This is a genomic window from Algoriphagus namhaensis, from assembly GCF_042649705.1.
Classification (GTDB): domain Bacteria; phylum Bacteroidota; class Bacteroidia; order Cytophagales; family Cyclobacteriaceae; genus Algoriphagus; species Algoriphagus namhaensis.
On record NZ_JBHRZS010000006.1, the window covers coordinates 301,314 to 315,422 of the forward strand.

The window sequence follows — 14,109 nt, forward strand, 5'->3', positions numbered from 1 at the left end:
CAAAAAAAGAGATCCTCGCCCGTCCAAAACCGAAGGATATTTGGCAAATGAAATTTCAATCCTCCTATCTTTGCGACATGACTCTAACTGAGCAAGAGATTAATCCTTGGGTGGTGATGGCTGCATTTTTAGCCCTTGTGGGGCCCTTTGCGCTGAGCTTTCACATGCACTACCCAGATGAGATGTACTACAGCGATGCTGCGCTCAAAATGCTTCAGAACGGAGACTATTTGACCACTTACCTTGGCTCGGGTGAGCTTCGCTTCAAAAAACCCATACTCAGTTATTGGGCGGTACTCGCAGGATATAAGCTATTTGGAGTTACACCATTGGCATCGAGGTTCTTTTTTCTAATGGCCGGTGCCGCCACGGTGGGGTTAACCTTTGCTGCCGCAAAAGTTGCCTTGGATAATGCTAAAACTGCAGGTCTAGCTGCACTGATTGTTGCCTCACACCCGATTTTAATCTTCAGCGCCACACGATCCATTCCAGATGTTCTTTTGGCCATGACCATGACCTTAGCTGGATTGGGTTTCGTGGGATATTTACGTTTTGGGAACCAGACACCTAAAAGATATGCCTGGTACCTCTACCTTGGATTAGCTTTGGCTTTCGAAGCAAAAGGATTGCCTGCATTTGCACTTGGAGGACTAGGAATTGCCTACTTACTCTTTAACCCCTGGAATCGCGTCAAGTGGAAAGCACTCATACATTGGCCATCCATCCTCTTAAGCATTTTCGTGGCTTGTTTTTGGTTTGTCGCCATGTACATAATCCATGGGGGCACCTACATTGACTCATTCCTGCACGATCAAGTCGGAACCCGAGTCGGCTCCAGAATAGGCCTAATCCTGAGCAATGGGACAATTGCTTTGGCACTAATGATAGTGGGCTTTTTCCCTTGGTTTGCCTTTGGTTTTGCCAAATTAAAAAAGATTTTTCAAGGCCTTAGTACAGAGGAAAAAGCCTTGCTTGGTTTTGTGCTTGTATGGGTGATTGGCATCCTTGGTATGTCAGCTCTTACGAGCAAATTTTACGAGAGATATCTCCTTCCTGTGATTCCTGTTGCGGCAATTGGGCTAGCCTGGATCTTGGCGAAAAATGGATTTTATGAGAGAATAAAAACCATTCGATGGGCACTTGGATTCTTTCTAGCACTCAATACCATAGTCATTCTGTTTGGAATCTATTTGAATTCCCAATTATCTGGGCCTTGGTTGATCTGGGTTCAGGTGGGTACAGCTATTCTGGCGCTAGGAAATTTGATGCGTCTTTTTAGAAAAGGAGCCAAACTACCTAAAGCACTTTCCTATTCTTTCCTCCTTTTATTCTTTAGCGCATCAATCGCGACCTTTCAAATTTCCTTGCCCGATCAAGGCCAACAAGTCAAAAATTTTGCGAAAGCCGGCTCCCTTCCCTCTGAAGGCAAAATTGGATTTATCGGAAATCTCCACGTCAGCAGCAAGATTCGCATCGGTCTGGGCACCGAGTATGACTTCGTGGACTTACCTAGGTTTGAATTCAGAGAAGTGCTTCCAGAGTACGATCGATTGATCTTAGAAGACAAATACCTGGACTCAATTGATGCGAGTGGGTATAATCAAACACTTGTTTCCATCAATTGGGATTCGAGACATATTCCGGATTTACTTTTGTCGGTAGGCACTCCAGCTTTTGATTGCCTTTTGCAGGAGCATGGGAAAAAGTATTTTCTTTTAGAAAAAAAGTAAAGCTTTAGAACGAGTCGGGAACGAAAGGTTTGTAATCAATCAAATCTTCCCAAATCTGAATGGTCGCCACTCTATGAGGCAATCCTTTAAAGGAGATTTCAAATTTCTCCTCATACAGCAGACTTCCAAATTCTACAAATTCACCTGGTGAATCATAGTTCCAACTGACGAAAATCCCCTTTTTCTTTTCTCCTTCAAATTGCTCCAATCCAGGCCACAAGTCAAATTGATTTTTGCGGGAGCCCATATTGACCATGTATGTCTGAGGATGCCCTTGCAAATAAAAGGACAGCTCCGAGGCCATGTGGTAAGTTTCTGAAAAGACAAATGCCTCTTTGGCCGATAGGCTATCTCTCAAAAAATCCAAGCGCTCTGCAAGGGGCTGATAGGCAGAATTTCTTCGGAAAACAGCCTTTTCAGCTGATTTTATGGGTTTGATACTTTTTAGGAAGGTAATATCTGGGAGAAGGAAAAAGAGTGGAATTCCTAAGCTGAGTCCTAATCCCCAGTTTCTGGCTTTCAGCCAAAAACCACTCTGATTAACCAACCATGCTGCAAGTGCAATTGAAAATCCACTGTAGGCAAATACTGGCCAATTGACCTCGATATCAGTCATAAAACTCAACAAGCCGAACGCCATGAAGGACATAAGCATGGGGAGTAGCAAAAAGATGGTCTTATAATCCGAAAGCAATCTTTTCCTTGAAAAAAAGCCCCAAACTAAAGGTAAGATGAAAGGAGAAAGCATCGCCAGTTGACCTCCTAAATATGCTCCAAAGCGGCCAAGTGACTTCAACAAATCAAAACTTTGGGAATCTCCCCCACCTCTACCCAAAGCCGCCAAATGTCTAAACGTGTAGAAATCATTTTGCCAATTCCAGATCAACATAGGCGTAAAACCAATCAGAGACACCAGAACGAAAACCGAGTAATGGGTAAAATTCCTTTTAAATTCTCGAGTAAAAAGCAAGTAGATCAATAGCATGGCAGGCATCAAAATCATCACCACTTTGCTCATGATGCCACAAGCCGTAGCTAGCCCAGCCAGTATCCACCAATTAACCTTTTGGCTTTCCAATGCTCTATATGCCGCATAAAGGCTTAGCGTCCAAAAGAAAGTCAGCGCCGTATCGGTCATATGAAAAGTAGAGGCCAGCCACCAAAGGGGCATGCCCTGAAGAAGCATCGCTGCCCAAAATCCCACCTTATCGCTATACATCTGCCTACCTAGTAAGAAAGTAAACCAAGACATCCCTACCCCTAGGATAATGGCATTGAGGCGTACGGTAATTTCAGTCTTTCCCAAAAGACCTGTGCTCAGAAAATTGAGCACAGCTACCATGGGCGGCTTAGAGTAGTAATGCCAAGCCATATTTTGAGACCAAAGCCAATATTGGGCTTCCTCTGTAAACAAATCAATCTCAGGACGAAGAGTAAAAGCAATTTTGGCGAAAGCCAAAAGCACGGAAATGACCCAAAAATAAGTAGTGTACTTCGACTGATTTTTCATAAAAAAAGCACTCTCTGAAGTCCCAAAGAGTGCTCAAATTTAGTGATTATTATCACTACTTGGCCAAAACGACCTTTTCCTTGTACTTCTTAATTTGTCTCCTCAATCCTTCGATGGATTCATCAGCAGCAGCTTCGAATGAATCCGTCTGGTGTTTGGCGAAAAATTGCTTGCCTGGCACGTTGAGTTTGATCTCTACTATTTTGTTGTGGTTATTTTCGTTTTTATCGAGTCTCATAAAAACCTCTCCATCAATAATCCGGTCGTAATAGGTATCCAGTTTATCTGCTTTTTTCTGGATAAAGTCGATCAATTTGCGATCGGCATCGAAGTGGATGGAGTGCATCTGCAGTTTCATATGATTTGCATTTAGGGTTAAACAATAAATTTATTATGCTTTGGGATGTGCTTGTTCAAACACAGCCTTAAGTTTCTCTAGAGAATTATGGGTATATACCTGAGTGGCCGCCAAGTTGGCGTGGCCGAGTAAATCTTTGACCGCATTAAGGTCAGCTCCTTTATTTAGCAAATGAGTAGCAAAAGTGTGCCTTAGGATGTGAGGACTCCGCTTGGAAGTCTGAGCAAACGCATCTAAGTACTGGCGAACGATTCGATAAATCATCATAGGATAGCTCTGTTTCCCCTGATTACTGACAATAAAATAGGGACTTTGATTTTCATTTAAAAACCTTTCCTCAAATACTTTTTTGTACAAAACTATATTTTGTTTGAGGCCCCTGGTAATGGGGATTATTCGTTCTTTTTTTCTCTTCCCAAGTACCTTCACCTGATCCTCTGCCAAGTTGATGTCCGACCAACGCAATCCAATCAATTCTGAAAGTCTCACGCCGGTCAAATACAAAAATTCAATAACCAATCGGTCTCGCTGACCTGCAAAGTCATCAGTGAAATTGCTTTCTTCAAGAACGGAAGCGATAGCTAGTTCCTGTATAAACTCGGGGAGTTTTTTCGGATTTTTCAGAGATTTTAACTTGTAGGTCGGATCTCGCTCGATAGTTGCTGATCGCAACAAAAATTTGTAGAAGGAGCGTAGGGTAGCCAGTTTTCGATTTACCGTAAGGCTACTCTGTCCCTGATCCACCAAATCGATAATCCAAGCCCTGATCTCTGGATGCTGGGCGGCTTCTATTTCTTGAAGCTCAAAGGAGGTTTGGACAAAGTCAGCAAATTGTTCCAAATCCCGACGGTAAGCGCTGACCGTGTGAGGACTCGATTTCTTTTCAAACTCAAGGTAATTGATAAAGGAATCAATCATAAATGGGACTAAGGATTGAAATCAAGTTAGCCTAAAAAAAGTAGAAACGGAATCCCCTATAACAAAAAAACGCAACCCTTTGGAGGTTGCGTTTGATTATGTAAAGCAAAACTTACTGTCCTGCTTCTTGTTGCATACGCTGCTTGTAAGCAGCCTTGATTACTTGCTCTCTTCTTTTCACGGAAGGCTTGGTGAATGCTTGACGAGCTCTCAGTTCTCTGACAGCACCTGTTTTGTCAAACTTCTTCTTGAAACGCTTTAGCGCTTTCTCGATTGATTCGTTTTCTTTTACGTTTACTATGATCATAAGTGTACACCCCCTTTCGTGGGCACAAAGGTAAGAGAATTATTGGAAGTTTGGAAGCTGTAAAAATTAATAGTCAAATTAATTAAAACAAAAAAAGTCCAACCCCCAGGAGTTGGACTTTTTTTGTTAAGTAATGATTCTAGGATTAGCCGACTACTTTCTCAGCCAGCAATACGATCACATTGTCTTTTACCTCTACCACACCACCATCGACAATCATAGATTGCTTTCCGTCTGCGGTAGTAAAAGAAACAGCTCCCTTTGCCAATGCCGAAACGATTGGCGCGTGATTATTCAACACCTGAAAAGAACCTCCTGCACCAGGAAAGCTTGCTTCAGAGACCTCTCCCTGAAATATCTTTTTGTCTGGTGTTACGATTTCTAAATGCATCTGATTCCTATTTATCTCAATCTCCAATTTGGTTTTCCAAATCGGTGAGTTTGTTTAATTTATTTTACCTCTTCAAGCATTTTCTCACCCTTAGCGATCGCATCTTCAATGCTACCAACTAGGTTGAATGCTCCTTCAGGAAGGTGATCTAGCTCACCGTTCATGATCATATTGAAGCCTTTGATGGTATCCTTGATGTCTACCAATACACCTTTCAAACCTGTAAACTGCTCGGCAACATGGAAAGGCTGAGAAAGGAATCGCTGAACACGTCTTGCTCGGTGTACAACTTGCTTATCTTCTTCAGAAAGTTCTTCCATACCCAAGATGGCGATGATATCCTGAAGCTCTTTGTATCGCTGTAGAATCTCCTTCACGTTCTGAGCACAGTTGTAATGATCGTCTCCCAATACGTCTGGAGAAAGAATTCTAGAAGTAGAGTCCAAAGGATCCACAGCTGGATAGATACCTAGCTCGGCAATCTTTCTAGAAAGTACCGTAGTAGCATCCAAGTGAGCGAAAGTAGTCGCTGGAGCAGGGTCAGTCAAGTCATCCGCAGGAACGTAAACCGCCTGTACAGATGTGATCGAACCATTCTTCGTAGAAGTAATTCGCTCCTGCATTGTACCCATCTCTGTAGCTAGAGTTGGCTGGTAACCTACCGCTGATGGCATACGACCGAGAAGTGCTGACACTTCAGATCCTGCCTGAGTAAATCTGAAAATGTTATCGATAAAGAATAGGATATCCTTACCTGCACCTTCGCCATCACCATCTCTATAGTATTCTGCCAAAGTCAAACCTGTCAAGGCCACTCGTGCACGCGCCCCTGGAGGCTCGTTCATCTGACCGAAAACAAAGGTTGCTTTAGAGTCTTCAAGTTTTTTCAAATCAACTTTAGAAAGATCCCATCCACCTTCTTCTTCAAGGCTATGAACGAAATCATCTCCATAAGTCACAATGCCAGATTCGATCATCTCACGAAGCAAGTCATTTCCTTCACGAGTTCTTTCACCTACACCTGCGAACACAGATAGACCTGCATAAGCCTTTGCGATGTTGTTGATCAATTCCTGGATCAATACCGTCTTACCTACACCGGCACCACCAAACAAACCGATTTTACCACCTTTTGCATAAGGCTCAATCAAGTCGATTACTTTGATACCTGTATAAAGTACTTCAGTAGATGTAGAAAGATCCTCAAACTTAGGAGCTTGTCTGTGAATAGGAAGTCGCTTACCCGCTGGTACTTGTGGAAGTCCATCGATTGCTTCACCTACCACATTAAAAAGACGACCTTTGATTGCCTCGCCAGTTGGTACGGAGATTGGCTGACCTAGGTCAGTTACTTCCATTCCTCTTACCATTCCTTCGGAAGAGTCCATTGCGATAGTTCTTACTCGATCTTCACCTAGGTGCTGCTGAACCTCCATTACGACCACTTGGCCATTTTCTTTGGTTACTTGTACTGCATCTAGAATGTTTGGCAGTTTCCCGCCTTCAAAGGAAACGTCCACTACGGGGCCGATTACCTGGGTTATCTTTCCAATGTTTGCCATCTGATTATTGAAATGTAAAGAATGTGCTTTCTTAATTCGACCGCAAAATTAAGCAGAAATGCCTAATACCAAAGGATATTTGGAAAATTAATCCCTGCAAGCCCCCTTTTTAAAGAGAGATAAAGTCAATTGTGGCCCAGACCGCATTTTTATTCGAAATCTTCTATAGAATCCGAACGGATAACGTCGAATTAACCAGGCGGAAAAAGAAAGATCCTAGCAAGTTCAATCTAAAACCCTTCGGGCAAAAAGGAAAGCCTTAGACCAGTAGTTATTGCTGAGATAATCTTCCGACACACCCAGAGAAGTGGAAGAATGGATAAATCGAACTTGCCCTCGAGAAACTTCTGTAGCGATCCCTGCATGGGTCACTTTCTTTCGTTTGCGACTCGTCGCAAAAAATAAGAGATCTCCAGGCTTAATGTCGTTTTTGCTGATTTTTTTACCCATTTGACTTTGGTCAGCCGACATTCTAGGCATGGTCACTCCTACCGGATAAAAAGAGTGATAAATCAAAGCGGAACAGTCCATCCCTGATCTGGTGGTTCCTCCAAATTTGTAAGGGGTTCCGGTATAACTCCGAGCAGTATTGATGACGACTTCGAAAGGCTCAGCGCCAGCGGTTTTCTTTTTGGAAGCACAAGAGGTGCTTAAAATGACAAGGAATGCAAATAAAGTAAAAGCAAAGGATGAACTTCTGATACCCATGGGCGTTGATTAACTAGTCAATAATACGAGAAGGCGCAGCTACTTTCAAGACTTAATTAGAATAAATGAGGATTTGATTAAATTCATCCTTCGATTTCAAAGATGAGCAAAGAAGACTTCCATAATCTCCCTTTTCACCAGAAAATAAAGCTCCTTTATACAGAAGCGACTTTTGTCGTGGGTATACGCTACTATGGGCACAAGGTGAATCTGTATCTGCTCGAGAATGAGTACGTGGAAGTTTTCTATAATCATAAGCTGGACAAAATCGATAAGATCGACTTTCTCCCCAGAAATCACACACGGATGAAATTCTACTTGGATCAGATTCAGATTGACTGAAAACAGAAAGACCGGACGATTAATTGTCCGGTCTTTCACTTTATTGAAATGAGTTACAGAGTTTAAGGGATTAAAGTTAAATCGATTAAACAATTCAGAAAAATAGAAATCACCCAAAGCCCAACCCAACTCTCCCTTCTCTAATTCCTAAATCCTAACCCCTTTACCTCTTAAAGCTTTCTCTTCAAGAAATCCGTCATCATTGAATACAAATGCCAGGTCGTGTTCCCTCCATAAATTCCATGGTTTCGATTTGGATAATAGAAGGTCTCAAACTGCTTATCCGCGGTAATCAAGGCATCCACCAAGTCCACGGTATTTTGGAAGTGTACATTATCATCACCTGTTCCATGAATAAGAAGGAAATTACCCTTCAATTTATTCACATGCATGATCGGGCTATTGTCGTCATAGCCGGAAGGATTGAGTTGTGGGGTCTGTAGGTATCGCTCGGTGTAGATCGTGTCATAGTATCTCCAGGTCGTCACTGGAGCCACAGCAATTGCCGCTTTGAAGACATCACTTCCTTTCATCAATGCCAAAGAAGACATATAGCCTCCATAAGACCAGCCCCAGATTCCCACTCTCTCTTCATCGATGAAAGGCAACTTGGCCAAATACTTACCCCCCTCGATTTGATCGATGGTTTCTAGCGCGCCAAGATTGGCATAGGTGGAGTGTTTGAAATCTCGACCTCGGCCACCTGTTCCGCGATTGTCAATACATGCCACAAAAATCCCTTCGGCCACAAGAGCTTGATGCCACATGTCTCGTGTACCACCCCATGAATTCAATACATTTTGAGAACCTGGACCACCATAAACATACATGAGCACAGGATATTTTTTATTTGGGTCAAAGTCTGTTGGCTTGATCATATATCCATTCAGCTCAGTACCATCCACGGTAGGAAAGGAGAAAAACTCTTTTTTGCCTAAGGCAAAGCTGCTTACGATATTGCGAAGCGAAGCATTATCCTCCAATACTGTCACCAGTTCTCCATTGGATTTATTCAAAGTGATTCGGCTAGGCTGCTGGGTGGTGGTGTGGTAGTCGATAAAAAAGCGATGATCCGGGCTCATATTGATTCGATGCGTCCCTTTTTCAGGAGTCAATGCCTTTTTGCCTTTGCCATTCAAGCCGATTTCATAGAAATTTCGCTCCATTGGAGAAGCCTCAGCGGAAATGAAATAGATCTTTTTGGCTTTTTCATCTATACCCACCATGGAAGTCACTTCCCAGTTGCCAGTGGTAATCTGACGGATCAAAGTGCCATCCATTTCATGATGATAGATATGCTTATACCCATCCTGCTCGGAAGTACGGATAAAGCTTTTGCCATCGCTCAGATATTGCAGATCATCATTGTAATTCAGATCTACATAAGTAGCAGAGGACTCAGAGATGATCAACTCGCTTTCGCCAGTGGACGCATCAGCATGGAAAAGGTCCAATTGATTTTGCAATCTATTCAATCGAATAAAAGCCAATTGATTTGGGTCTTTAGTCCAGTAGATTCTCGGCAAGTAGATATCCGTCTCTTGACCCGAATCCATTTTGGTGCTTTGGCCGGAGGCCAAATCATAAACATAAATACTTACTTCAGAATTTTTCTCACCAGCCTTGGGATATTTAAATTTATAATCTGCAGGATAAAGTGGACCCCAAAGCTGCATGTTGAATTCGGGTACTTCTGACTCATCAAATCGAATAAATGCTATCTTTTTGCCATCTGGAGACCATTTGAAAGCCTGAGCCATAGAAAATTCCTCCTCGTACACCCAATCGGCAGCACCATTAATCACTTGATTCCAAGACCCATCTGTAGTGATTTGGGTGAGGTCATTCGTGGCGAGGTCGACTGTATACAGGTTATTGTCCTTTATGAAGGCGACCTTGTCATTGTCCGGTGAGAGGGTGGCATAGGAGATTTTCTCTCCATTCATCAGTTGCTGCTTTTCGCCACTAGCGAGATCCACCACATAGAAAACACCTTTGGAAGACCGACGATAAATAGACTCAACGTCTGTAGCCACCAGAGCTTTGGATTCGTCAGAGTTGAAGGAGTAGCTACTAAAATTCAGCCCTAGCACCTTGCCATCCAGTAAAATGGATTCCTGCTGTCCAGTGGCCACATTCATTTTCACCACTTGAGGATAGCCCATCATATTGATCTGGGAGCTGTAATATTGTCCGTCATTCATCCAGTTGATACCACGTACAGACTGTTCGTAGAAGGTGTTTTTCTTGAAAACATCCTCAAGGGTGACTTTCATTTTGCCTTGGGCACAAGCCCCGAAAAAGGAAATTACAAGAAGCCCTGTGACTAGGGCATATCGATTGAACTGATTCATTTTTTGAAATTTGGGTTTAAGCCATTTAGCCTTGCGAATATAACTAAGGCAGCTACTCTATAAAAATGCATTTATTCTAAGGTGAAAATCTTTACAAATCTTAGCAGTTTCTTTCCCGATTAGGCAAAATTTTGGCTAATTCGTGTTCCCATGCTAAAGTCCCATGAAGAAAAAGATAGCCCTTGTTACTGGAGGATACACTGGTGAGTCTGTGATCTCCCTAAAAAGTGCAGCAGTTGTAGAGAAAACCATTGATCGCCAACGATACGATGTCACCAAAATCTTGATTTATCCGGGAGATTGGCATCATTTGACCGAGGATGGGGAAAAGTATCCGGTCGATCTAAATGACTTTAGCCTCACCATCAAGGGTGAGAAAATCACTTTTGACGGGGTCTTCAATATTCTCCATGGCTCACCTGGGGAAGACGGTAAGTTGGCTGGGTATTTTGATATGATAGGCCTGCCCTATACCACTTGCGACCAGCTCACTTCGGCCATTACAATGAATAAAGGCTATACCAAAGCTGTGGTGGACGATATTCCGGAGCTTTACATCGCGAAGTCGATTCAATTATTTGAGTTTGCCAAAGAACAAGTGGATCGCATCAAAGCTGAACTGAAACTTCCGCTTTTTATCAAGCCAAATAATGGAGGAAGCTCCATCGGCATGAGCAAGGTGAAAATATGGGACGAACTACCAGAGGCCTTGGTCAAAGCTTTTGCTGAGGACAAGCAGGTTTTGGTGGAGGAGTTTGTATCGGGAAGGGAGTTTTCTATAGGAGTTTTCCGTGGAAAGGGAAAAATCACTGTACTTCCCGCCACAGAAATTGTCAGCAGTAAAGAGTTTTTTGATTTCGAAGCCAAATATATTCCTGGCGTGACTGAGGAAATTACCCCGGGAAGAATGAATGAGGAAGAGGTAGCCAGGGTAGGCCGAGTAGTCACTCAGGTGTATGAAAAACTCAATTGCAAAGGGGCCGTCCGTATCGATTACTTTCTGGAAAAAGAAACTGGGAAATTTTACTTTATCGAGATCAACACCGTACCGGGTCAAACAGAAACTAGCCTAATTTCCCAGCAAATCCGAGCCATTGGCAAAGAGGTGAAGGACTTTTACACCGAGTTGATTGAAGAAATGTTTTGAGAGGTCTAAAAGGGCTTTCAGCCTTTATACTTTAGATTTCTTACTTAAAATCGGATCGAATAGCTGAGTATTGGCATATCGATGCGATTGTCTTCGAAGTGGACCGGCGGTTCGGTTCTGCCCAAATTATACGAGTCTACTGCCTCCCGAGCGATATTCCTCGCATTTCTATTAAAAATACCTGAGCTAATCTCGAAGGCTATACTAGATATAATCAAAGGCCAAGTGAGGTTGCTCGCATGTGACGATTGCTGCCGAGGTGCTATAATATAAACAGTGGTGCCAATAGCAGATGCGAATCCCCCTATTGCCAAGATATTGGCGATCTTCTGTTTTGAAACGGACTTTCTATATAGATCTGCTGTTTCTGGAGTGGCTTGAGACATCAGAGTTTGCATTTCCACTTTGGACAATACCTTAGGGCCGTCCAAAAAGTCAATTTTCTGGTTGAGAAAATTATTACGGATATCGAGTCTCAGAAAGGGCGTTTCTTGGGCTAGCAAAGACCAATACATGGAGCTGAATAAAATAAGCAGAACTGTTTTTTTCATCTGTTTATATTTTGATTTTCAATGGTCATCCCAATAGCTATCGGGAGGAATGCCTCGGTCCCGATATTTATCGGGACATCCCCCTGTATGAGAAGCCTTTCTCATGGGCATTTCATGATCTTAGAAGTTAAAAACTAATCCAAATTTGTCTGGTGCGACTTGGAGACTTATTTCATTATAATTACTTCTATCTATCAAATAATTATATTCAGCCACGGAGGTTTCTACTCTGCTTTTCCCTTTTCTCCGAATGGCACCGCCAACAGTACCAACACCGGCTCCAGCGATGGATAAAATTAGATAAGTGCTAAGGCCTTCTTGAGTAAAACCTGACACACCATAGGTTACAAATGCACCTACCAAAATCCCCATTCCTAAAATATTCAAGCCACTACCAATCTTCATTTGCTTGTGGCCTTCGATAAAATTTTTCTGACTTAACTCGAAGCTTGACATTACATGGGCCACTTCTTCAGCATCTGCATCTACCCCATCAATTTTAAAGCGATTGTTGTTAAAAAAATTCTCCTGAAAGGTCACATTCTGTTGAGCCAAAATCGGAGAAAACACCATGAATAAGAGGCAGAGGAAAACAAATCTTTTCATATGACCTAAGATATTATGAGAAGTAACGAAATCTGCAGATTCTAGTATAGAATTATTGCTTTTTTTTAAAATATTTAGTTTTCAGAACTAGACTCATCTTTGTTAGGAATAATTTGTTGATTCAAATCCCTACCTCTTCAATCATTCGATAATTAGGACAGGAACTTTCACCTTCCTCAATTCAAAAAAATACCCCCAAAAAGTTTTTAACTTCTTGGGGGTAAATTTTTCTAAAAACCTTATTTCTTAGATCCCAAAGGCCGACTTAATTCGATCTACATAATCTAGTTTTTCCCAAGTGAATAGCTCCACATCCAAAGTGAGTTCTTCGCGATAAGGAGAAATAAAGGTCTTTTTCACCACTTCATTTTGCCTCCCCATATGACCGTAAGCGGCAGTCTCTTCATAGATAGGATTTCGAAGTTTAAGTCTTTGCTCTATGGCATAGGGTCTCATGTCAAATAGCTTCTCAACCGTATTGGCGATCTCGCCATCACTAAGTCCCACCTTGGCAGTGCCATAGGTATTCACATAAATACCCATTGGTGCTGCCACTCCAATGGCATAAGATACTTGCACCAAAATCTCATCTGCGATACCGGCTGCCACCATATTTTTGGCGATATGTCGAGTAGCATAGGCGGCTGATCGGTCCACTTTTGAAGGGTCCTTTCCTGAGAATGCTCCTCCACCATGTGCGCCTTTGCCTCCATAAGTATCCACGATAATCTTTCTGCCCGTTAGGCCAGTATCCCCATGAGGACCGCCGATCACAAACTTACCCGTAGGATTGATATGGTATTTAATATCACTGGTAAACAGTTTCTGGATTTCTGGCTTCAATTGAGCTTTGATCCGTGGAATCAAAATGGAGATGATGTCAGATTTGATCTTGGCAAGCATGGCCTGCTCTTCATCAAAGTCATCATGCTGTGTAGAGACTACGATCGCTTCGATTCGCTGAGGCACATTGTCATCACTGTATTCGATGGTCACCTGAGCCTTGGAGTCTGGTCGGAGGTAGGTAATGTCCTTGTTTTCTCTTCGCAGGGTAGCCAGTTCGCGTAGGATCATATGCGAAAGATCCAGTGCTAAAGGCATATAATTCTCAGTCTCGTTGGTGGCATAGCCAAACATCATCCCCTGATCACCTGCTCCCTGCTCCTCAGGATTAGCACGGTCCACACCTTGGTTGATATCAGCTGACTGCTCATGAATTGCAGAAAGTACACCGCAGGAATTGCCTTCAAACATGTATTCGCTTTTGGTGTACCCAATTCTATTGATAACGTCACGAGCGATTTTCTGCACGTCCAGATAGGTGTCAGATTTCACTTCACCCGCCAGCACCACTTGACCAGTGGTCACGAGGGTTTCGCAGGCTACTTTGGAATTTGGGTCAAATGCTAAAAAGTTATCAATGAGTGCATCAGAAATCTGATCTGCGACTTTGTCTGGGTGTCCTTCAGAAACTGACTCTGAAGTAAATAAATATGCCATAAACTACGGTTAGTAATACGATTTTTTAGGAAGCCCAAAAATACGGGAACTAGGGGAAATAAAAAATAAGGAATGAAATGAAGAAATTCTTTGAGTAAAAGATCCTTTCGATCTATTTTTTGCTC

Annotated in this window: 14 protein-coding genes; 3 read left to right on the forward strand and 11 right to left on the reverse strand. The window is 42.5% G+C overall.

The window, feature by feature from the left end; genetic code table 11:
* Nucleotides 1–47 precede the first annotated feature (47 nt).
* Nucleotides 48–1,730: an ArnT family glycosyltransferase gene (locus ACFOSV_RS05025; RefSeq protein WP_377904026.1), complete on the forward strand. Its 1,683-nt coding sequence runs from the start codon at nt 48–50 to the stop codon at nt 1,728–1,730.
* Between the two features lie 4 nt (nt 1,731–1,734).
* Here the strand turns inward: ACFOSV_RS05025 and ACFOSV_RS05030 are convergent, their stop codons facing one another.
* The 7 genes from ACFOSV_RS05030 to ACFOSV_RS05060 form a co-directional block, all read right to left on the reverse strand.
* Nucleotides 1,735–3,240, reverse strand: a complete 1,506-nt coding sequence (locus ACFOSV_RS05030) for an ArnT family glycosyltransferase (protein WP_377904027.1) — start codon at nt 3,238–3,240, stop codon at nt 1,735–1,737.
* A 55-nt stretch (nt 3,241–3,295) separates the two neighbouring features.
* Complete coding sequence (gene hpf / locus ACFOSV_RS05035) at nt 3,296–3,598, reverse strand: ribosome hibernation-promoting factor, HPF/YfiA family (protein ID WP_377904028.1); 303 nt, start codon at nt 3,596–3,598, stop codon at nt 3,296–3,298.
* A gap of 33 nt (nt 3,599–3,631) precedes the next feature.
* On the reverse strand, nt 3,632–4,516 hold the full coding sequence (locus ACFOSV_RS05040) for a tyrosine-type recombinase/integrase (protein WP_377904030.1): 885 nt from the start codon (nt 4,514–4,516) through the stop codon (nt 3,632–3,634).
* 112 nt (nt 4,517–4,628) lie between these two features.
* Nucleotides 4,629–4,823 carry a 30S ribosomal protein S21 gene (rpsU, locus tag ACFOSV_RS05045; protein WP_377904032.1) on the reverse strand — a complete coding sequence of 65 codons (195 nt, stop codon included), beginning with the start codon at nt 4,821–4,823 and terminating at the stop codon, nt 4,629–4,631.
* 145 nt (nt 4,824–4,968) lie between these two features.
* Entirely contained in the window at nt 4,969–5,214 is a 246-nt protein-coding gene (gene atpC / locus ACFOSV_RS05050; RefSeq protein WP_377904034.1) for an ATP synthase F1 subunit epsilon, read from the reverse strand.
* A 59-nt stretch (nt 5,215–5,273) separates the two neighbouring features.
* A complete protein-coding gene (atpD, locus tag ACFOSV_RS05055) occupies nt 5,274–6,776 on the reverse strand; it encodes a F0F1 ATP synthase subunit beta (protein WP_377904036.1) in 1,503 nt (500 codons plus the stop codon).
* Nucleotides 6,777–7,001: 225 nt separating this feature from the next.
* Nucleotides 7,002–7,484 (reverse strand): C40 family peptidase, encoded by a 483-nt coding sequence (locus ACFOSV_RS05060; RefSeq protein ID WP_377904038.1) that lies wholly within the window; start codon nt 7,482–7,484, stop codon nt 7,002–7,004.
* 102 nt (nt 7,485–7,586) lie between these two features.
* On the opposite strand from ACFOSV_RS05060, the gene ACFOSV_RS05065 reads away from it, so the two are divergent.
* Nucleotides 7,587–7,826 (forward strand): hypothetical protein, encoded by a 240-nt coding sequence (locus ACFOSV_RS05065; RefSeq protein ID WP_377904040.1) that lies wholly within the window; start codon nt 7,587–7,589, stop codon nt 7,824–7,826.
* 170 nt (nt 7,827–7,996) lie between these two features.
* Here ACFOSV_RS05065 and ACFOSV_RS05070 read toward each other — a convergent pair whose 3' ends face one another.
* Nucleotides 7,997–10,180: a S9 family peptidase gene (locus ACFOSV_RS05070; protein ID WP_377904042.1), complete on the reverse strand. Its 2,184-nt coding sequence runs from the start codon at nt 10,178–10,180 to the stop codon at nt 7,997–7,999.
* A gap of 163 nt (nt 10,181–10,343) precedes the next feature.
* On the opposite strand from ACFOSV_RS05070, the gene ACFOSV_RS05075 reads away from it, so the two are divergent.
* Nucleotides 10,344–11,327, forward strand: a complete 984-nt coding sequence (locus ACFOSV_RS05075; protein WP_377904044.1) for a D-alanine--D-alanine ligase — start codon at nt 10,344–10,346, stop codon at nt 11,325–11,327.
* 44 nt (nt 11,328–11,371) lie between these two features.
* On the opposite strand, the gene ACFOSV_RS05080 is transcribed toward ACFOSV_RS05075, so the two are convergent.
* The 3 genes from ACFOSV_RS05080 to metK all read right to left on the reverse strand — a co-directional run bounded on the left by ACFOSV_RS05080 (nt 11,372) and on the right by metK (nt 13,984).
* A complete protein-coding gene (locus tag ACFOSV_RS05080; RefSeq protein WP_377904046.1) occupies nt 11,372–11,878 on the reverse strand; it encodes a hypothetical protein in 507 nt (168 codons plus the stop codon).
* Between the two features lie 120 nt (nt 11,879–11,998).
* Nucleotides 11,999–12,484 carry a hypothetical protein gene (locus tag ACFOSV_RS05085; protein ID WP_377904048.1) on the reverse strand — a complete coding sequence of 162 codons (486 nt, stop codon included), beginning with the start codon at nt 12,482–12,484 and terminating at the stop codon, nt 11,999–12,001.
* Nucleotides 12,485–12,730: 246 nt separating this feature from the next.
* Nucleotides 12,731–13,984, reverse strand: coding sequence for a methionine adenosyltransferase (metK, locus tag ACFOSV_RS05090; protein ID WP_377904050.1), 1,254 nt, complete (start codon nt 13,982–13,984; stop codon nt 12,731–12,733).
* Nucleotides 13,985–14,109 lie beyond the last annotated feature (125 nt).